The organism is Microvirga aerilata, from assembly GCF_016743775.1.
Lineage (GTDB): Bacteria > Pseudomonadota > Alphaproteobacteria > Rhizobiales > Beijerinckiaceae > Microvirga > Microvirga aerilata.
The window spans coordinates 1-19255 of record NZ_JAEQMY010000075.1 but is presented as its reverse complement, the minus strand read 5'-3'; the positions used below and the strand labels follow the sequence as shown (position 1 = coordinate 19255).

The window sequence follows — 19255 nt, the reverse complement described above, 5'->3', positions numbered from 1 at the left end:
GCCGAAACGAGTGCTTGCGAGGGTGCCCAGAACGTAGATTTCAGGTCCAATGTAGTAGCGTCGTGTTTCCGGATCTTCAGGCTCAGGGGAAACCAGAAAATAGAGTCAGACAGCTTAGCTAATCAATTCAGCCGGGAAGCGCTGGCGGGCATAGCGAGAATGGCGGGTCGGATTCCCCCCTTACGTATGGCTCTCGGTGCCTTACGCGGCACCGCACTCGCTAGAACGCCAAGGTTAATGGACAGTGCCGTATCATCTGGCTTCACGTTGAGCGCTCGATCCGCAAGCGATATCGGCAAGGTTGCTGACCCGTTCTAACTGAACATGTCGTTGAGAGCAGATCTTATTCTGCCGCTTAAAAGATTGAAGCTGCAGCCTGTCCCTCTTGACAGCCGGGAGGCCCCAAACAACTATGCGTATAAATATAATAGATAACCTGGAGGAAAACATGCTTGATCGTCGTAGCCTTTTGAAAATCTCGTCAGTCGCGGCCGGATCGCTCCTTCTGCCTTCGGGGCTGCGCTCAGCCTTTGCTGCAGGTGAGGATATCACCATCGGAGCACCTCTCCCAATGTCGGGACCCTTCGCTGCCAACGGCAAGTTCGGCTCGATGGGCACAGCTATGATTGTCGAGGAGGTTGGCAAGATCTTGGACCGTAAGCTCACCTACTTAGAGATCGATACCGAAGGAAAACCGGCTACCGCAGTGCGCAAGGTTCAGGAGGCGATGGAACGTGGCGTGAAGCTGTTCGCTGGCGGAATTCTGTCTTCCGAAGCCCTGGCAATGGGTAAGGAGGTCGCAAAGGGCGACGGCGTCTTCATCACAACGGCAGGTGCCGATGAAATCACCGGGGCTGAGTGCAACAAGAACACCTTCCGATGGAGTGTCCCGACTTTTGGCGCGATCGAACAGACAGTGCGCCCACTGATCGAGCAACTTCCTAATGCGAAGCGCTGGTACACCATCACGCCTCAATACGTCTTCGGCGATGGCTTGCTGAATGCCGCGAAGGCAATCTTCAAGGAAAAGGGAATTGAGCACGTTGGAAACAGTTATCACTCGCTGACGGAGAAAGAGTTCAGCGGCTATCTCACCAACGCCATGGCTGCAAAGCCTGATGCGCTGCTCATCCTCAACTTCGGCTCCCAATCATCGGACACTCTCCGCCAGGCGGCCAGCTTCGGCATGAAGAAGCGCATGGCAATCCTCCTGGCTTGGGCTTCGGGTCTCGAGCAGTTCGAGGCGCTAGGACCGGAGCTGATGGAAGACGTCTATTTCGGAGCTCAGTACTGGCACGCCATTGACTCGCCCTTCAACCGTGAGCTCGTTACGAAGGTGCAGGCCAAGCACAAGATGAACCCCAATTACGCCCTCGCCAGTGCCTACCTGACGACGAAGATTATTATCGACGCTGCCGCCAAGGCGGGAAGCACTGACGGCCCTGCTGTGATTAAGGCAATGGAAGGAATGAAATATGCCGGGCTCACAGGGGACGAAGAGATCCGCGCCGCCGACCACCAAGTTATCAAGAACTACTATCTGCTGAAGGGTAAGGCCAAGAGTGCTATGAAAGACAAGGACGACTACGCTGATATCATCAGCTTCGGCAAGTCGTTCCAGTCACCCGAACAAGCCCTCTGCAAGATGGCATGACCCTTGGCACGGGGCGGCCTAGCGCCGTCCCACTCGCCACTATGGATATCCATCTCCAACGGCAGGTGTCTACGTGATTTATCTCTTCCAGCTGGTGAATGGCATCGGCCTCGGGATGTTGTATTTCCTCCTTGCGGTGGGTCTCAGCATCATTTTTGGGCTGCTTCATTTCGTTAACTTCGCTCACGGCGCCTTTTATCTTCTTGGCGCCTACCTTGCCTACGACATGATTGAGCGTGGCCTTAATTTTTGGGCAGGGCTGGTCTTAGCTCCACTCGTCGTAGCGGCACTAGCCGCCCTTACGGAGATCGTGCTGTTAAGGCGGATTTATCACCTCCCGCACACCTTCCACATTCTCGTCACTGTCGGACTTGCGCTGATGGTGCAGGAACTTGTCATCATCCTATGGGGGCCTGTGGGCGGCAACGTTTCGCCTCCGGAGGCTCTCAGCGGAGTCGTCATGCTCGGCGACTTCATTTATCCGCAGTACCGCCTTTTCGTGATTGTTTTTACTATGGTTCTGGCGCTTGGCCTCTGGTGGTTGCTCGAGGGCACGAGGCTAGGGGCGGTGGTTCGCGCCGGGTCCGAGTCGACGGATATGGTCTCGTTGCTCGGCATTGATATCCTGAAAGTCAACACTGCCGTCTTTGCGCTTGGGGCGGGCCTCGCTGGTCTAGCCGGCTCCCTCGCCGCTCCGATCCGAGGTGTGGAGCCTTTCATGGGCGTTGAAGCTCTGGGTATCGCCTTCGTCGTGGTGGTCATTGGTGGCATGGGTAGCTACACAGGGGCACTCGTTGCAGGCCTTCTCGTTGGAATTGTCCAGAGCATCATGACGACGCTCTGGCCAGAGGGCGCGCGCCTCATGATCTATCTCGGGATGGGGCTCGTTATTCTGACGATGCCACGCGGCCTCCTCGGGCGCGCATGAGAGTTGCCATCATGAACCGATCCTCTCTGCATTTTATACTTGCCGCAATCGTCGCAGTAGCGCTCCCTCTTTTTATGAGGTCAGGTACACTTGCATCTGAGGTGCTCATCTACGCAATGGCCGCGTCAGCGTGCAACCTCTTGCTCGGTTACACCGGCCTTCTCTCTTTTGGCCAAGGGATCTTCTTCGGTCTCGGGAGCTATGTGGTCGGCCTGACCCTTCTGCATACGCCACTGCCACTCGGCCTAGCTATCCTGTTCTCCATCGTCATCGGTGCTTTGGTCGCCACAGGCGTTGGTTGGCTCTCAATTCGACGGCAGGGTGTCTATTTTGTTATGCTAACACTCGCCTTCTCGCAATTTTTCTATTTCCTGGCCTATACTTTCAAAGACATAACCGGTGGCGATAACGGCCTCCTCAATATCCCGAGGCCCGATGTCGGGCCGCTGGTCCTCCGGAGTTCTTGGGCCTACTACGCATTTATTGCGATTATTTTCTTGCTCATCTTCGCCACGTTGCAGCGGGTTGCAAGTTCCACCTTTGGACGCACTCTACTCGCCATCCGTGACAACGAAGAACGTGCGCGGGCTATCGGCTTTCCCGTCCGGACCTTCAAGATTACGGCCTTTGCCATATCGGGTGCTGTTACTGGGCTGGCCGGGGCGTTGCATGCCCTTCTCATTGGTGTCGCACCGTTGTCCAACATCGATTATCACATGAGTGAGAGCATCCTAATCATGACGATCATAGGCGGCACTGGAAACCTTTTTGCCTCGGTGCTCGGCGCAGGCTTCTACGTGATCGTATCGGACCTACTGTCAACCATCTGGCCGCGTTGGCTTCTCCTGCTTGGCGGACTGCTGGTCGTCGTCGCACTCTTCATGCAACAGGGCCTTTGGGGGCTTCTTGAGCGGATCATTCTCGCCCTACGGCCAGCGAGCAGGACTGCCGCTGGCAAAGAGCCCGGAAGGAGCCCACTATGAGTGCTCAAGCCCCAATCCTCGCTGCAGATAAGCTCGCGGTACGATATGGCAGCTTCCTAGCGTTGTCAGATGTGACACTTGCGATAAAGCCAAATACTATCCACTCAGTTATCGGCCCGAACGGAGCGGGAAAAACCACTTTGTTTCATGCCCTCACCGGGCGCGTGCAGGCTTCAAGCGGGCGCATTACCCTTAATGGACGCGACATCACCCACCTTTCCGACGACAAGCGAGTACCGCTCGGAATTGCCCGCTCGTTTCAAGTCACAAGTCTATTCCAGAATCTAACGGTACGCGAAAATCTCCGCTTGGCCGCGCAAGGGCGCACTCCGTTGCAAGCTCTAGCGCCTTGGCGTGGCGTCGAGCCCGATGGCGAAGCCACCGTGATTGCGGATCAGGTCATGAGTCGGCTTGGCATTACAGCAGTCGCAGACCGCGTCGCAGGCGAACTCTCCCATGGCCAGCAGCGCCGGCTTGAGGTCGGTATGGCAGTGGCCGCAAAGCCCCGGCTTATCCTGCTCGACGAGCCGACTTCTGGAATGGGTATTGACGATATCGAAGCCATGAAGGCCTTGATCCGCGACCTTGGCCGCGACCACACTGTGCTCTTCATCGAACACAATATGGGTATCGTCATGAACATTAGCGATACAGTTACGGTGATGCGGGCTGGCCGAGTACTGGTGGAAGGGTCACCCATGGTTGTCCGTGACGATCCAGAAGTCCGGCGTGCATATCTTGGCAACATGATGACCGGAGATATCGCATGAGCGCGACATTACTCGAAGTCGAGAATGTGCACGGCTATTATGGCAAGAGCCACATTCTGCAAGGCGTAACGCTTGAGGTGCGTGAGGGCGAGGTCGTGACCCTGCTCGGGCGGAACGGCGCTGGCAAAACCTCGACCGTCAAAAGTATCAGCGGACTACTTGCACCCCGAACTGGGCGTGTGCGTTTCGCGGGAACAGAAATTTCGGGATGGCAGCCCCATCAGATCGCTCAACTTGGCCTTGCCCTCGTGCCCGAGAACCGCGGGATATTCGGTTTGCTCAGCGTTGAGGAGAACCTTCGCATCGCGGCTCGCAAGCGCTCACCCTGGTCCATCAAGGATGTTTACACAATCTTCCCCCGCCTTGAAGAGCGACGCCGGAACGGTGGCGGTCAGTTATCCGGTGGGGAACAGCAGATGCTGGCAATTGCTCGCGCCCTAGTCAATGCCCCCAAACTCCTGATGCTCGATGAGCCTGTCGAAGGATTAGCTCCTGTCATCGTTGAAGAGATCGTAGCACAACTCAAACAGATCCGTGCAACTGGCATTCCTATCTTACTCATTGAGCAGAATCTTGCTGTGTGCACGGAACTAGCCGACCGCCACTACATCCTTGAGCTCGGCCGGGTAGTCTACAACGGCACGCATGATGAGTTTGCCGCAGACGAGATCACAAAGGACCGCTACCTCGGCGTTAACGCTCATTAACCTCACGTTTTGGCATAATTCGATGATTCCAAACCTCCAAATCAATGCCCAACGCTTGTGGGACAGCTTAATGGAGACCGCCAAAATCGGCGGTACGCCAAAGGGCGGCGTTTCACGGCTGACGCTAACAGATACGGACAGGCAAGTGCGCGACTGGCTGAAAAGCGAATGCGAGAGTCTGGGCTGCACAGTGACAGTCGACGACGTTGGCAATATGTTCGCCGTCCGCCCCGGCAGGCGCTCCGATCTCCCTCCTATTGCAATCGGGAGCCACCTCGACACGCAGCCGACGGGTGGGAAGTTCGACGGGATTCTCGGGGTGCTCGGCGGCCTGGAGGTGCTCAAGACGCTTCAAGGGACTGGCTATGAGACGAACGCGCCCTTGATGCTGGTGAACTGGACCAATGAAGAGGGCTCACGCTTCGCGCCGGCAATGCTTGGATCAGGCGTCTATGCCGGTGTCTTCGACCGTACCTATGCGGACAGTCGGGAGGACCGTCAGGGTGTCACATTCGGCGAAGCCATTGAGGCGATCGGCTATCGGGGCGACGCCAAGGCAGGATCGATCAAATTCGGAGCGATGTTTGAGTTGCACATCGAGCAGGGGCCTATCCTCGAGCAGGAGGGGAAGGTCATCGGCATTGTCCAAGGTGTCCAAGGCATGCGCTGGTATGAGGTTAATCTTACAGGCCGGGAAGCGCATACCGGCTCTACCCCGATGCACCTCCGGCGCGACGCCCTCGTGGGTGCAGCGCGGCTCCTTGACCGGATCGAAGCCATCGCGTTGGAGCATGGACCTTCAGCAGTGGGCTCTGTAGGTCTGATTGAAGTTCAGCCCAATTCACGGAACGTGGTACCAGGCCATGTGTTTTTCACGGTGGACTTCCGACATCCGGAAGATGCTGTCCTTGACCTTATGGAACAAAAATTCTTTGCCGCCGTCGAAGAGGCCGCCCGAAAAGGGGACCTTGGCGTCGAGCGCAGGAAGATCTGGGAATCGCCGGCCGTGAAGTTCGACGCCGGCTGCATAGCCGCCGTACGGCGAGCAGCTGAGGCAACTGGGTGCACGGCACGTGACATCATCTCGGGCGCAGGCCACGACGCGGCTTACACAGCTCGCGTTGCACCAACGACAATGATCTTCGTACCGTGTGTCGGGGGGCTGAGCCACAACGAGGAAGAAAGCACGTCTTTTGAGGAATGCGCAGCAGGGGTACAGGTGCTCCTTGGTGCCGTTCTCGACTATGACAGGCATGGAATAGAAAGCCCGATCTGACGAATTTAAGCCGAAGGCTCTCGTCTTTTGGGATATTGCGGCCACCTGGCGCCGCACGGCGCCGTCATGAGGATCATTCGCATGCGTTTCGTTGTTGCCCGCATGAATCATGAGACCAATACGTTCTCGCCGGTGCCGACGCCGCTTGAATCGTTCAATCCACGCTGGGGAACGGATGCCCTGCAGGCTGGCAGGAGCTCCCATACAGCCATGGGGGCGTTTCTTGCTTTTGCGGATGCGCACGAGGCGGAAGCGATAACCCCTGTCTTCGCGACTGCTAACCCGAGCGGCCCTGTCGCTGATGATGCATTCGAGGCAATGGCTTCCTCTATCGTCGATGCAGTCCGGAGCGGATGCGACGCTATTCTCCTGGACCTGCATGGAGCGATGGTGACCGAGAGCCTGGAGGATGGTGAGGGCGAGCTACTTGCCCGCATCCGTGCCGTTGCACCAGGCGTGCCGATCGGCGTTGCCCTTGACCTTCATGGCAATATCACCGAGCAAATGGTTGTGAATGCCGATGTGCTGGTCGGCTTCAAGACCTATCCGCACGTGGATATGGTAGAAACCGGCGCCCATGTGGTTCGGCTCATCCAGCGGATGCTCGATGAACGCCTCTCCCCGAAGCGTAGCTGGTGTCACCCGCCGCAACTCGCACATACATTGAAAATGAACACCGGCGTCCCTGGAGCCATGCAGGACGCGATCACGGCGGCAAGGAACGCAGAGGAGCGGCCTGGTGTACTGGCGGTCAGCGTCTTCGGCGGCTTCCCCATTGCTGATATCCTGCAAGCAGGCGTTTCAGTCGTGACGGTTGCGGAGACAACAGATCTCGCGGCGGAGGTTGCACGCGAAATTGGTGCGCTCCTATGGGAGCGCCGCGCTGAATTTGTCTACCAAGAGGAGCCGCTTCGCCAATCAATCGCGGCGGCGCGTGCCGCTGGGAAAGGCATGGGACCGGGGCCCGTCCTTCTTCTCGATCATGGTGACAACTGCATGTCAGGCGGCACTTGCGACACGATGGACGTACTTGACGAGGCATTGGCACAAGGGCTCGACGACATCATAGTGGGTCCGATCTGTGATCCAGTAGCCGTTGCGGCGATGCTAGAGGCAGGAGTCGGGGCAGAGGTAAACCTTGGCGTCGGGAATCGTGTCCCCATGCCTCGCATTGGCGTCTCTAAACATCCGCTGGAACTCAGTGGCGTAGTCCGTGTTCTGGGCGATGGGCAATATACAATCAGTGGGCCGACCTACACGGGAATGCGCTGCTCCATGGGGCGGGCTGCCGTGCTGGACACCGGCCGAGCGCGGCTTCTCGTCACCGAGCTGCCTCATGAGCCCTGGGACTTGGGCGTGTTTACAAGTGTCGGTCTCGACCCGCGCGCATGCCGTTACCTGATCCTCAAATCACGCATGTATTGCCGACCCGTTTTCGAGCCAATCGCAAGAAGCGTGGTTGAATGCGCGAGCCGCGGCGTCACCAGTTCGGACTACACATTGTTCCAGTTCAAAAACATTGCTAAGCCGGTTTATCCTCTCCAGAAAGAAGTATCGTGGATAGCCGAGGCGGCCCGACTGTGACGACCGACAAAGAGCGGACCTTAATCCGGGGACCTAGACGTGTGCATCGCGCAAAGCTCTCGGACCAGATTGCAGACGACTTGCGGCATTGGATAGCGCGCGAGCGCCTGAAGCCAGGAGATCGGCTGCCCAACGAGAAAGCCCTGATTCAGCACTACGGCTGTGCAAAGGGCACGCTGCGAGAGGCACTCAAGGGACTTGAGGTGCAGGGGCTCGTCAAAATGCAAACAGGGCCTAATGGCGGTGCTGAGATCCAGCTTGTATCGATCGAAGCGGCAATGCAGCAACTGCGCAGCTATCTCCATTTTCAGGTGCTTGACTTCGAACAGATCTATGTCGTCAGGCGTACCCTTGAGGTTGCTCTGGCCGAAAGTGTCGTCGGCCGGCTGACTGAGGATCAGTTTACCAGGCTCGAGACTAACATCCACGAATGCATTGAAGCCCGGTACAGAGGAGATAGGACGACTGGACGCCGGCTCGAAATCGAGTTCCATGACATTCTGTGCGAAAGCAGCAACAATCCACTTCTGGCATTTATGTGCCGCTTCCTGAACGGCCTTCTACGTGATCTCGTCGAGTTCCGCAGCGATTGCTATGATGAGCACGAGGCTTTTGGCCAGCATAATGTGGGAAGTCATCGTGAACTCGTTGCTGCCTTCCGGGCAAAGGATCGCCGCGCTGTCAGCCGGATCATGCGCGAGCATATGTGCTGCGCGGAGAGCTTCATGAAGCGCCTGGATGCGGCCTTTCGGTCTGATCTGCTGAGTGCTGGCTGAGAGATTGCCGGGGAGCAACATCTCAGTCACGCTCGGATGGAAAGATCCCACTCGATCTAAGTCAACACATCATCGATAGATATATGCGGCAGCTGGTGGGCGTCCGCCACTGGCCTGCAGGTGATGTTCCCGGCATGGACGTTGAGCCCGTCGCGCAGGTGCCTGTCGTCCTTCATTGCCTGTCGCCAGCCTTTGTCGGCGAGGGCCAGCGTGAAGGGAAGGGTGACGTTGTTCAGTGCGAATGTAGATGTTCGGGCCACGGCGCCGGGCATGTTGGTCACACAATAATGGACCACATTATTGATGGTGTAGGTTGGGTCAGAATGCGTTGTAGGGCGTGATGTCTCCGAGCATCCGCCCTGGTCGATGGCAATGTCGACCATAACGGAACCAGGCTTCATGGTCTGAACCATCCCGGAGGTGATCAGCTTCGGCGCGGCGGCGCCCGGCACGAGCACGGCGCCGATCAGGAGATCCGCCCGCCGTACCAGCTGGGCGATAGCGTCGCGCGTGGAGAAGATGGTGCGCACGGATGGGCCGAACTGGGCCGCGAGGCGGCGCAGCACCTCGGGCGAGCGGTCGACCACAGTGACGTTCGCGCCCATCCCGAGGGCGATTGTGGCTGCGTGGGAGCCGGACACGCCGCCGCCCAGAATTACCACCTCGGCGGCTGGCACGCCCGGCACACCGCCCAGCAGGATGCCTCGCCCGCCCTGCGCCTTTTCGAGGCAGTGAGCGCCGACCTGCGGCGCGAGGCGGCCCGCCACCTCCGACATTGGCATTAGGAGAGGGAGAGCGCCGGCGGACGAGGTCACCGTTTCATACGCAATACAGGTCGCGCCGCTCGCCATCAGATCCCTAGTCTGCGCAAGGTCGGGCGCAAGGTGGAGGTAGGTGAAGAGGACTTGGCCGGCCTTGAGGCGGCGGCGCTCCTCCGCGAGAGGCTCCTTAACCTTTACGATCATCTCCGCTCGCTCGAAGATCTCGGCCGGGCCGTCAACGATGGTCGCGCCCGCCGTCTCATATTCGCTGTCAACGAGACCGGCCCCCCAGCCTGCGCCATGCTCAATCATGACTTCATGGCCATGGTGAACGAGTTCTGCGACAGAGGAGGGCACAAGACCAACCCGATACTCGTGGTTCTTGATTTCTTTGGGAACACCGATGCGCATGGTTTCTCTCGCAGTTGTTCTTTTATAGACGTGGTCACGTCATCCTCGGTACAGAGGTCTGGATGAGGATTAATCGATACGCCCGAGGACGTCTGAGAGAATGGACATCATAGTATCTACGTGTTCGCGTTCGACAATCAGGGGTGGTGATAGGGCAATAATGTCGCCCGTGACACGGATCAGCAGCCCCCGCTCGAAGCAGTCGACGAAGGCATCGTACGCCCTGGTCCCAGGAGTACCTGTGCGGCCTTCCAGCTCGATGCCGGCAATCAGGCCGATGGTTCGAATGTCGATGACATTAGGCAGATCTTTCAGGCTGTGGATCGCATCATGCCAGTAAGCCTCGATCTCGGATGCCCGGCTGAGCAGGCCCTCCTCCTGATAGATCGAGAGCGTCGCCAGTCCCGCAGCGCAGGCGGCCGGATGTCCGGAATAAGTGTAGCCATGGAACAGCTCGATCTGGCTTTCAGGCCCCTGCATCAGGGCGTCGTGCACCTTCCGGCTGGCGAACACGGCACCCATGGGAATGGCACCATTGGTCAGGCCCTTAGCCGTCGTCACGAGGTCCGGAACGACGCCAAAATGGTCAACCGCGAACGGCGCACCAAGACGGCCGAAGCCTGTGATGACCTCGTCGAAGATCACCAGGATGCCATGGCGGTCACAGATCGCCCGCAAGCGCTCGAGATAGCCCTTGGGCGGGATGAGAACGCCAGTTGAGCCAGCAACCGGCTCCACAATCACGGCTGCAATCGTTTCCGCCCCGTGCAGGGCGACAAGACGCTCGAGATCGTCCGCGAGTTCAACACCGTGCTCAGGCTGGCCCTTCACGAAAGCATTGCGTACCGGATCGTGGGTGTGCCGCAGGTGGTCGGCGCCAGGAAGCTGCGGGAACACACGGCGATTGTTCAGGATGCCGCCAACAGTGATGCCCCCGAAGCCGACCCCGTGGTAGCCACGCTCCCGTCCGATGAACCGTGTTCTCGTGCCCTGACCGATGGCACGCTGATAGGCGATGGCCATCTTGAGTGCCGTGTCGACGGACTCCGATCCGGACCCGGTAAAGAACACACGGTCGAGGCCTGCGCTCGGTCCCCCTGGCGCGATCTCGGCCAGACGCTCGGCGAACTCGAAGGCGATTGGATGTCCCATCTGGAACGATGGGGCATAGTCCATCGTGGAGAGTTGCCGCCCTACCGCTTCAGCAATCTCGCGGCGGCCGTGACCGGCATTGACGCACCACAGGCCAGCGGTGCCATCGAGAACCTGACGGTTGTCATCGCTCGTGTAATACATCCCCTCGGCCCGCGTGAGCAGGCGGGGCGAGGCCTTGAACTGGCGGTTTGCCGTGAAGGGCATCCAGTAGCTGTCGAGCCGGAAGCTGTTGTGTCTTTCGGGAGCGTTCATGACCGGGTTCCTTTCGCTGGAGCAGCATGGCCATGATCGAAGGAACCCAACAAGTCCTTTTCTTTGTTCTACTAAACCATTGATATTGCTCGATGCCGATGGGTATGTTTGACTAATTCAGAACAACAGAAACACTTAGGGTGCGGAGCTGCGATGGAATTCGATCTGGGCGGACGCCTCCGCTATGTCCGGGGACTTCACAACTTGTCCCAGCGCGAGCTTGCTAAGCGCGCAGGGATCACCAACTCGACCATCTCGTTGATCGAATCCAATCAGACCAATCCCTCGGTCGGAGCGTTGAAACGTATCCTGGACGGCATCCCAATCGGACTGGCCGAGTTCTTTGCTCTGGAGCCGGAAAAGCCGAAGCAAGCCTTCTATCGCGGAGATGAACTGGTCGAGATCGGCAAGGGCAAGATCTCCTACCGCCAGATCGGCAACAACCTGTTCGGTCGTGCGCTCCAGATCCTGAAGGAGCGCTACGAACCCGGCGCGGATACCGGCAAGGTTCCCCTCACGCACCAGGGTGAGGAGGGCGGCATCATCCTGAGCGGCCGCTTGGAGGTTACGGTCGAGGGCGAGCGGCGGATCCTGGGGCCGGGCGATGCTTATTACTTCGAAAGCTGGAGACCGCATCGCTTCCGCTGTGTCGGCCCAGTGCCGTGTGAAGTCGTGAGCGCCTGTACGCCACCTACATTTTAGCGCTACAAAGCGACAAATGTATGCGCCGACACCTCCGTAGTCGTCGAGTATTTGGGGGCGGAGCGGGTGCTCCCACCGGGGTGCGTGCTCTACCTCTACGGAGCCTACCAGGAGAACGGCACCCATACCTCTCCAAACAACGAAGCCTTTGACAAGGATCTCAGACGCCGTAATCCGGAGTGGGGCGTCCGAAGCCTCGAGGACTTAACGGAATTCGCGAGAGCTCACGGACTGGAGCTTGTTGGGCACATTCATATGCCTGCCAACAATCTCAGCCTCATCTTTCGGCGTTTTTAGGCCACCTTTGATAGAAATGATCCGCTGAAGTTTGTCCACTGACCATTCATGAGACTTGATGAGCCTCACAGTCTCTTCCCAGGACTATGTGGCTGGGCCGGGTATGATGCTCATAGGGCTAGGGGTGCATCAGCGAGAAGCCAACGTTCCGTCCGACCTTCGTCCAAGCCGAAGGCTGGCTGTGGAACATCGGCATTGCGCCACTCTTCAGCCCATAGGCAGATGGGGCATGCTCAATTTTGCCCTGTGGCCGATCTTCTCCAGTGAACTGACCTTCTTCCTTGCCAGCATCGTCAAGGGAGTGACTGGGATGGGGTTGCCCACCGTAGCCAGGGGGTTGCTGGGAGCGTTCATGTCGCCTGTCGCGGCGGCAGGGCTGTTGATCTTGCCATCCTTCGTTACCAACGTCTGTCAACTGGCCTCTGGCCCGAGTTTTACTGAGCTGGTCAGCAGGTTGTGGCCCATGATGGTGGGAATCGAGCTCAGTACCGTGGCCAGCTCATCAGTTCTGGTGAGCAACATCGACATGTGGACCCGTCCATGCCGGCGGGTCCACATCGAACGAATGTGACGGTTCGATACTGCCGTCTAGTTCAGGGAGGCGACGATCGCGTCGAAGAACTCGATCGGATTGACCGGAGCCTTCCCGGTCGGCTTTGGCGCCGCCGCGGTCTGTGCGATCACCACGTTATGGGCCGGGTTGATGTAGACGGACTGGCCTTGGATGCCGGACGCGGAGAATGCGTTGTCTCTCTTCGAGGGCCCCGTCTGGCTCGGCCACCACATGTAGCCGTACTCGAGAGGCTTGCCACCCTTCAGGATCTTCGGGGAACTCGCCTCCTTGGTCCAGCCGTCGGGCAGCACCTGCGTGCCGTTCGCCTTGCCGCCTTCGAGGAAGAACTGACCGAAGCGCGCGAAGTCCCGCAAGGTCGCGCTGAGCCCGCTGCCCGCGATCTCGACGCCGTTCGGGGAGTCCAGCCACCAATTGGCGTCCGCCTCCATGCCGTAGGGCACCCAGATCTTCTCCGACAGGTACTCGGCGAGAGGTTTCTTGAGCGCGCCGTGCAGGATTTCGGCCAACACCTGGGTCTCACCCGTGCTGTAGGTGTTGAGGGTTCCTGGCTCGGCGGCCCGCGGCAGGGCAGCCATGACCTCCATTGCCCCACCGGGCTTTTGGGCGATCTGTGCCCGCAGTAGGGCCCGGCGGTCGGACGCGGGATCCGTGTACGTCTCGACCCACTTGACGCCCGAGGACATCATGAGGACGTCCCGGATCGTGACGCCGTCATACGCGGTCCCCTTCAGCCGGGGGACGTAATCGACCACCTGAGCATCCACACCCTTGATGAGGCCGTCCTTGATGGCGGCACCGACGAGCGTGGACGAGATCGACTTGGCGACCGACATCGACATCCAGCGGGTCTTGGGCGTGTTCCCGCGTTGGTAGGTCTCGTAGACCACCTTGCCGTCCTTTAGGACGATCAGGCCGCTGACCTGGTTGAGGGCGAGGTAGTCATAGAGGTCGTACTTCTCACCCTTGATGTCGGCGACAACCTTCCCGAGCGCCTTTTCCGCCTTGGGCAGCTCGGACGGTTTGCCGCCTGCCTTGACCGTGCGGGTCGGGAACAGGCGGTCGATGTTGCGGAAGGTGTTGACTGCGAGATCGGGCGTGAGCGCCCCGTCGTAGACCTGCTCGACGTTGCCGATCGGCTCATTAGCGTGCGGATAGGTATCCTGCGCGGCGGACGGAGTCGGCACCCCAAGGAACATCCCGCCTGCGAGCACTGTCGTCAGGCTGAGGGACTTCAGGAGGTTGCCGTGGATTGCGCGAAATGAATGGGACAATTTGGTTTCCTTCTCGCCCCCACTGACGAGAAATCGGTCGTTTCCTCGGCTCCTCTTCGGAAGCCTTGAGCGCGATCCTAGCAACCGCGTCTCGGCCCAACAACCAAAACGATCATCCCTTGCAGTTGCCCAGGTAGGCGCTCCAATGCAAGTGCCAGCGCCCGGGCGGTCACCTGCGCGCCGTTCGACACGAGCCACGAAAAAGGGACGCACGCGGCGCCTCTCATCGTTGGTCCCATGTGACGGGTTCACAGGATGGCATCGAACGCCATGACCCTGCTCGTCACCGGCGCCATGGGCTGGGCTGCCGCGTTCGGGTCCAGGTGAACGGTATACTTGTAATCGTCCACCGATTTGTCGTCGTTGACCCAGCTCTGTCGTCGGCTAGCCGAAAAGGCTTGGCTGTGCCACCTCCTTCGAGCTCTGGCGAGGCAACTTTCGCTTTGGCAGCCTGCCTCCAGGCAGCCAGTGTGGCTGGACGGTGCTGCTCATGAGGCGCTAGGGGTTCAGATTCTGTCACGCGGTTGTGCCCTCACGCCTGAGCCTCATCCGCCAGAGCGCCAGCCCTCCTATTGTAACAGACAGAGCCGTAATGATTGCTACGTTCGTCGCCACGTAGTCGGCCAGCTCCATTTTCCCCCAAAGACCTCTCCCGAAGGTCCATCCAGTTCCGTTGATGAGCACGTGCAATCCGAACATCTTCAGCCAGCGTCCTGACCAGATGGAGTAAAACGCCAAAGACAGGGCAACATGGATAGGGATCGACACCAGGACGGGCCCAAAGGATAGCAGCGGGTGAAAGCTCGGGTTGAAGAGCGCCGCCTCGAAAGTCTTCGTTCCCATCTCGCCCAACCCGATCAGAAGGCCGATCATCGCCGCCGCCCGCGGCCTGGCGGTCCAGCAGAGGCGGCCTGCAACATAGTACCGGGTCGACTCCTCAACGGCTGGCGCTACGACGACCGCCATCAGGAACGACCCACCAAAGAAGATGGCCGCAACGTTGTCGATGACGTACGCCAGCAGGATCATCAAGCTGGCAAACATCAGCGGCATGAACATCTCGGCAAATCCCGGGTAGAGCTAATTTCCCCATCCTGCACGGATTGCTTCTGAATCCCACTCTCCTGGCGAGGTGCGAGGGATACAACCTGGTGCGCGCCTGGAAAGGCAAAACACCAGCACCCGCTAGCAAAACTGAATGTCTGCTCGGGCCAGGTGCACCAGACATTCCGGAAGGTCGGCGAACTTCACTGTCTGACCCGAGCTGACCTTGGCCTCAAAGCCGGAGAAACGTGCCGCAATTAGGTACCGGCACGCTCCTGTTTCCCCATCAATCAAAGCGAGGTGTGGCCTACAACGCTCTGGCACGACAGGTCAGAAAACATTGTGTGTCTTCCAGCATCTAGGTTAGGCAAGCCGCTCTAGGCTGCTGTCCATTGGTTTCGCCGCAGCCAATGGATCAGGGCTGAGTAGCCTTGAAGCTGTCACGGTTGGAAATCCGCTCCCACCACTCCCCGACGCCAGGAAGACCGGCGAACTCTTCAAGGTGCGGGGTGAGCGCAATATAGGCGAAGAGCGGCGCAAGATAGAGATCCGCGATTGAGACCTCATTGCCCGCCAGGAACGGCGACGATCCCTTGATGCGCATGAGTTCCGTCAGCACCACCCGGCTCCTTACCAATCCGTCCCGGTGAGCAGCCTCGTTCTTGCCGCCCACAAAATCGGGGAAGAGGTGATACGCCACGACGCCACCGATCATCGGTCCGTAGCCGTAGGAGTCGATGATGCCTGTCGTCATGTCCATCCGGGCTACGTCCTTTGGGTTCGCAGGCACGAGCGACGGGCCCGGCAGGATGGCGTCGAGGTAGCGCGCAATCGCCGCCGTCTCGATGATCCGGAACCCGTCGACGTCGACGACTGGGACCTTGCCGAAGGGGTGCCGCGAGAGGTGCTCCTCGCTCTTAGGCTCTCCCTTGAGGACATCCACGGGCACCTGCTCGTAGTCGGAGATCCCTTTCTCGGCGAGAAGCATGCGGACGGTGCGGACATAAGTGGAGCCGCTGAAGCCCCACATGGTAATATTGGTCATCGTGTTCTCTCCTTTGTCTGCTGTCCCATGGGCTTTCACGGCTTGAGGATCAGGGTCCCGCCAATCCCGCCTTGTTCGAGCGCCCAATGCGCGTGGGCAGCCTCGGCCAAGGCGAAGGTGCGGCTGATCGAGGGCTTGATGATACCTTGCCTGACAGCGTCGAGCACGTCGTGCGCGCGTCCGCGGTACTCCTCCACATCGGTCGCGTGAGCGGCAAGGCCGGGCCGGGTCAGGAAAAGCGAGTTCTTGTTCAGGGTCGCGATCGACACGGGATCCGGCAACCCCGAGGATGCGCCGATCGACACCATCATCCCGCGGACCTTCAGGCTGTCGATCGAGACATTGAACGTCTCCCTGCCGACGCCATCATAGACCACGTCCACCTTCCGCCCATCGGTCAGGCGGGCGACCTCGGAGGGCACGTTGCATGCTCCCCAGACCAGCACCTCGTCGCAACCCGCCGAGGCAGCCAGTCCGACGCTTGCCTCCTTCGAGACGACGCCGATGATCCGGGCACCGAGGTGCTTGGCCCATGGGACGAGGAGCTGCCCGAGGCCACCGGACGCCCCGTACAGGAGGATGGTGGTGCCAGGACCGACGGGGTACGTGCTCTTGATGAGGTACTGAGCGGTGATGCCCTTGAAGAGGATCGCGGCGGCATCCTCCGTACTAATCCCGTCCGGGAGCTTTATCAGCCGCGAAGCCGGGTAGGGCCGTCCACTCGCGTAGCTGCCGATCGGGCCAAGGGCATAGCCGACCTTGTCACCGACCGCGACGTCCGTCACGCCCGGGCCAATCGCGGTTACCCGGCCTGCGCCTTCGAGGCCGAGGCCCCCTGGCAAGGGGATTGGCACCGAACCGCGGCGCTGCATCACGTCGAGATAGTTGACCCCAATCGCCTCCTGCTCGACCCAGGCCTCCCCAGGCCCCGGATTGGTAGATTCGATGTGCTTCAGTTCAAGCACGTCAGCATCGCCCGTTCGCGACAACCAGATTGCTTCTGCCATGGATGATCTCTTTCTGACCGCTGCGTGCCTGCCTTGTCCCCTAAACAGCAAAGAGCACTGAGGGGTTCACTCCTCCAAAGCCGAGCTTTTGGAACGTCGCAGATCCCCGAAGGGAGTTGCCGAGCAAAGATCGCCCGCAGGCTGATGGTCGCTTTTGCCGATTTTGTATGCCCAAGTATGCTGGGGCCAGTGAGCCTTAAGGTCCGTTCCTGGCACGTTCCGGAAGTGAGACGAAAGTCGGCTCAAAGCAGGAACAGCGGACGTTCCTGTGGGGCAGGGGATCGGCAGAGAATGACCCTGGCTGTGTAAAAACGCGGTTGATGATATGGTCTCTCAGCCATGTTTGGGGGATCCGATGAGACGCTTTGTTGAAGGCGTGGATCGCGGCCAGACCACTCTGTTTCCCGAAAGCCTGGACGACTGGGTTGATGAGAACAACCCGGTGCGTGTAATTGACACCTTTGTCGACGCGCTCGATCTGAGGGCACTCGGCTTTGATGGCGTTGTGCCCGAAGCCACAGGTCGGCCCTTGCATCATCCCGCGGTTCTGCTCAAGCTATACATCTACGGCTACCTCGACCGGGTGCAGTCGAGCCGGCGCTTCGAGCGCGAGGCCGGCCGCAATGTCGAGCTGATGTGGCTCACCGGCCGCCTGGCTCCTGATCACAAGACCATCGCCAATTTCCGCAGGGACAGCGGCCGGGCCATCCGTCAAGTCTGCGCCCAGTTCGTCACCCTCTGCCGAAAGCTGGGGCTTCTGAACACCGCCAGCGTGGCCATTGACGGCTCCAAGTTCAAGGCGATCAACAATCGCGATAAGAATTTCACGCGAGCCAAGGTGGAGCGCCGCCGGGCGCAGATCGAGGAGAGCGTGGCGCCCTATCTCCGGCAACTCGACACGGCAGATCGGCATGACCCGACAGACGCGCTGGCGGCCAGGACCGCCCGGCTCAAGGAGAAGACCGCCAAGCTCGAAGAGGAGATGCAGCGCCTGGCGGCAGTAGAGGCGGAGATGCTGGCCTCTCCCGAGCAGCAGATCTCACTCACCGATCCGGATGCCCGCTCGATGGCCACAAGCGGGCGCGGCTCTGAGGTCGTGGGCTACAACGTGCAGGTGGCAGTGGAGACCGAGCACCACCTGATTGTCGTGCACGAGGTGACCAACGACGGCTGTGATCGGGCTCAACTTGCTGCCATGGGCAAGAAGGCGAAAGCTGTCTTGGAGGTGGAGACGCTCGATGCTGTCGCTGACCGTGGTTACTGGGGCAGTGAGGAGATCCTGGCCTGCGATCAGGCTGGCGTCACCGTCACCCTGCCCAAGCCCATGACCTCCGGCGCCAAAGCGGATGGCCGCTTTGGCAAGCAGGATTTCGTCTACCTGCCAGACGAGGATGCCTACCGCTGCCCGGCGGGCGAGAACTCAAGTACTACTACAACAACGTCGAGCGGGGGCTGACGCTACGGCGCTACTGGACCACCGCCTGTCACACCTGCCCGCTAAAGAGGCGCTGCACGACTGCCAAGGAGCGCCGGATCGTGCGCTGGGAGCATGAGGACGTGCTGGAAGCGATCCAGCGCCGGCTTGATTTGAACCCAGAGGCGATGCGCCAGCGGCGGGAGGTGGTCGAGCATCCCTTTAGCACGATCAAGCTGCGCATGGGCGCCACCCACTTCCTGATGAAGAGGCTGCCGAAGGTGAGAGGCGAGATGGCCCTGCACGTGCTGGCCTACAATCTCACCCGGGTGCTGAACATCCTGGGGAGCCAGCCTCTCATGGCCGCCCTCAGAGTGTAGGGGCAGCTTTGCCCGCGTTCTCCAGCCGATAAGTGTCGAAAACACCGCCTACAGACGTTGCGAGCCTCGTTCCGTCAGCAGTGAGCCAGTTCGCGTTCACCGATGATGTTGAAGGGCTTTGGAGCGTGGAAGGCCGCAATCCGTCTCCTGCCAAAGCGTTTGACACGACCAAGACCCAAAGTCGAATATCGATCCTACGAAGTCGGGCAGCACGGGCAGTGCTGTCGTTTAGCTTGTTCAGTTTGCGAGAGGAGCCTTGTACCA

At 59.5% G+C, this 19255-nt stretch carries 17 protein-coding genes and 1 pseudogene; 12 read left to right on the top strand and 6 right to left on the bottom strand.

Translation table 11 applies throughout. The annotated features are described in order from the left end of the window. Positions 1–448: 448 nt before the first annotated feature. The 8 genes from JKG68_RS25805 (at position 449) to JKG68_RS34610 (ending at position 8678) form a co-directional block, all read left to right on the top strand. Positions 449–1654, top strand: coding sequence for an ABC transporter substrate-binding protein (locus JKG68_RS25805; protein ID WP_202064491.1), 1206 nt, complete (start codon positions 449–451; stop codon positions 1652–1654). A gap of 73 nt (positions 1655–1727) precedes the next feature. Then, a complete protein-coding gene (locus JKG68_RS25800) occupies positions 1728–2582 on the top strand; it encodes a branched-chain amino acid ABC transporter permease (protein ID WP_202064489.1) in 855 nt (284 codons plus the stop codon). A gap of 11 nt (positions 2583–2593) precedes the next feature. Then, positions 2594–3565 carry a branched-chain amino acid ABC transporter permease gene (locus JKG68_RS25795; protein WP_202064487.1) on the top strand — a complete coding sequence of 324 codons (972 nt, stop codon included), beginning with the start codon at positions 2594–2596 and terminating at the stop codon, positions 3563–3565. Continuing rightward, the gene (locus JKG68_RS25790) at positions 3562–4335 is read left to right on the top strand and encodes an ABC transporter ATP-binding protein (RefSeq protein WP_202064477.1); all 774 of its coding nucleotides are present in this window, start codon (positions 3562–3564) and stop codon (positions 4333–4335) included. The genes JKG68_RS25795 and JKG68_RS25790 overlap by 4 nt, the downstream gene beginning before the upstream one ends. Next, positions 4332–5042, top strand: a complete 711-nt coding sequence (locus JKG68_RS25785) for an ABC transporter ATP-binding protein (RefSeq protein WP_202064470.1) — start codon at positions 4332–4334, stop codon at positions 5040–5042. The genes JKG68_RS25790 and JKG68_RS25785 overlap by 4 nt, the downstream gene beginning before the upstream one ends. Positions 5043–5064: 22 nt before the next feature. Next, positions 5065–6318, top strand: coding sequence for a Zn-dependent hydrolase (locus tag JKG68_RS25780; RefSeq protein ID WP_202064469.1), 1254 nt, complete (start codon positions 5065–5067; stop codon positions 6316–6318). 81 nt (positions 6319–6399) lie between these two features. Next, complete coding sequence (locus JKG68_RS25775) at positions 6400–7902, top strand: M81 family metallopeptidase (RefSeq protein ID WP_202064467.1); 1503 nt, start codon at positions 6400–6402, stop codon at positions 7900–7902. Beyond that, a complete protein-coding gene (locus tag JKG68_RS34610) occupies positions 7899–8678 on the top strand; it encodes a FadR/GntR family transcriptional regulator (protein WP_312890967.1) in 780 nt (259 codons plus the stop codon). The genes JKG68_RS25775 and JKG68_RS34610 overlap by 4 nt, the downstream gene beginning before the upstream one ends. A gap of 56 nt (positions 8679–8734) precedes the next feature. Here JKG68_RS34610 and ald read toward each other — a convergent pair whose 3' ends face one another. Together ald and aptA are read right to left on the bottom strand one after the other, a co-directional pair. After that, positions 8735–9850, bottom strand: coding sequence for an alanine dehydrogenase (ald, locus tag JKG68_RS25765; RefSeq protein WP_202064465.1), 1116 nt, complete (start codon positions 9848–9850; stop codon positions 8735–8737). Positions 9851–9919: 69 nt separating this feature from the next. Next, positions 9920–11257 (bottom strand): omega-aminotransferase AptA, encoded by a 1338-nt coding sequence (gene aptA, locus JKG68_RS25760; RefSeq protein ID WP_202064464.1) that lies wholly within the window; start codon positions 11255–11257, stop codon positions 9920–9922. Between the two features lie 153 nt (positions 11258–11410). Between aptA and JKG68_RS25755 the strand changes: the two genes are divergently transcribed. The 3 genes from JKG68_RS25755 (at position 11411) to JKG68_RS25745 (ending at position 12827) form a co-directional block, all read left to right on the top strand. Next, entirely contained in the window at positions 11411–11959 is a 549-nt protein-coding gene (locus JKG68_RS25755; protein ID WP_152713860.1) for a cupin domain-containing protein, read from the top strand. Positions 11960–12010: 51 nt separating this feature from the next. Beyond that, positions 12011–12256 carry a DUF938 domain-containing protein gene (locus JKG68_RS25750; RefSeq protein WP_202064462.1) on the top strand — a complete coding sequence of 82 codons (246 nt, stop codon included), beginning with the start codon at positions 12011–12013 and terminating at the stop codon, positions 12254–12256. A 229-nt stretch (positions 12257–12485) separates the two neighbouring features. Then, positions 12486–12827: a hypothetical protein gene (locus JKG68_RS25745; RefSeq protein WP_376773207.1), complete on the top strand. Its 342-nt coding sequence runs from the start codon at positions 12486–12488 to the stop codon at positions 12825–12827. 17 nt (positions 12828–12844) lie between these two features. Here JKG68_RS25745 and JKG68_RS25740 read toward each other — a convergent pair whose 3' ends face one another. The 4 genes from JKG68_RS25740 to JKG68_RS25725 form a co-directional block, all read right to left on the bottom strand. Then, positions 12845–14101 (bottom strand): serine hydrolase domain-containing protein, encoded by a 1257-nt coding sequence (locus JKG68_RS25740; RefSeq protein ID WP_246515862.1) that lies wholly within the window; start codon positions 14099–14101, stop codon positions 12845–12847. Between the two features lie 516 nt (positions 14102–14617). Further along, a complete protein-coding gene (locus JKG68_RS25735) occupies positions 14618–15154 on the bottom strand; it encodes a hypothetical protein (protein WP_202064457.1) in 537 nt (178 codons plus the stop codon). A gap of 406 nt (positions 15155–15560) precedes the next feature. Further along, positions 15561–16190 (bottom strand): glutathione S-transferase family protein, encoded by a 630-nt coding sequence (locus JKG68_RS25730; RefSeq protein ID WP_202064456.1) that lies wholly within the window; start codon positions 16188–16190, stop codon positions 15561–15563. Between the two features lie 35 nt (positions 16191–16225). Then, a complete protein-coding gene (locus tag JKG68_RS25725; protein ID WP_202064455.1) occupies positions 16226–17197 on the bottom strand; it encodes a quinone oxidoreductase family protein in 972 nt (323 codons plus the stop codon). A 355-nt stretch (positions 17198–17552) separates the two neighbouring features. Between JKG68_RS25725 and JKG68_RS25720 the strand changes: the two are divergent. Further along, positions 17553–18991: pseudogene (locus tag JKG68_RS25720) on the top strand (IS1182 family transposase). The last annotated feature ends 264 nt before the right edge of the window (positions 18992–19255 follow it).

What these genes read in the sequence shown, in the direction of transcription:
- JKG68_RS25805 (WP_202064491.1), top strand. Translation starts at nt 449, where the DNA reads ATGCTTGATCGTCGTAGCCTTTTGAAAATCTCGTCAGTCGCGGCCGGA.
- JKG68_RS25795 (WP_202064487.1), top strand. Translation starts at nt 2,594, where the DNA reads ATGAACCGATCCTCTCTGCATTTTATACTTGCCGCAATCGTCGCAGTA.
- JKG68_RS25790 (WP_202064477.1), top strand. Translation starts at nt 3,562, where the DNA reads ATGAGTGCTCAAGCCCCAATCCTCGCTGCAGATAAGCTCGCGGTACGA.
- JKG68_RS25785 (WP_202064470.1), top strand. Translation starts at nt 4,332, where the DNA reads ATGAGCGCGACATTACTCGAAGTCGAGAATGTGCACGGCTATTATGGC.
- JKG68_RS25780 (WP_202064469.1), top strand. Translation starts at nt 5,065, where the DNA reads ATGATTCCAAACCTCCAAATCAATGCCCAACGCTTGTGGGACAGCTTA.
- JKG68_RS25775 (WP_202064467.1), top strand. Translation starts at nt 6,400, where the DNA reads ATGCGTTTCGTTGTTGCCCGCATGAATCATGAGACCAATACGTTCTCG.
- ald (WP_202064465.1), bottom strand. Translation starts at nt 9,850, where the DNA reads ATGCGCATCGGTGTTCCCAAAGAAATCAAGAACCACGAGTATCGGGTT.
- aptA (WP_202064464.1), bottom strand. Translation starts at nt 11,257, where the DNA reads ATGAACGCTCCCGAAAGACACAACAGCTTCCGGCTCGACAGCTACTGG.
- JKG68_RS25755 (WP_152713860.1), top strand. Translation starts at nt 11,411, where the DNA reads ATGGAATTCGATCTGGGCGGACGCCTCCGCTATGTCCGGGGACTTCAC.
- JKG68_RS25745 (WP_376773207.1), top strand. Translation starts at nt 12,486, where the DNA reads ATGCTCAATTTTGCCCTGTGGCCGATCTTCTCCAGTGAACTGACCTTC.
- JKG68_RS25735 (WP_202064457.1), bottom strand. Translation starts at nt 15,154, where the DNA reads ATGCCGCTGATGTTTGCCAGCTTGATGATCCTGCTGGCGTACGTCATC.
- JKG68_RS25730 (WP_202064456.1), bottom strand. Translation starts at nt 16,190, where the DNA reads ATGACCAATATTACCATGTGGGGCTTCAGCGGCTCCACTTATGTCCGC.
- JKG68_RS25725 (WP_202064455.1), bottom strand. Translation starts at nt 17,197, where the DNA reads ATGGCAGAAGCAATCTGGTTGTCGCGAACGGGCGATGCTGACGTGCTT.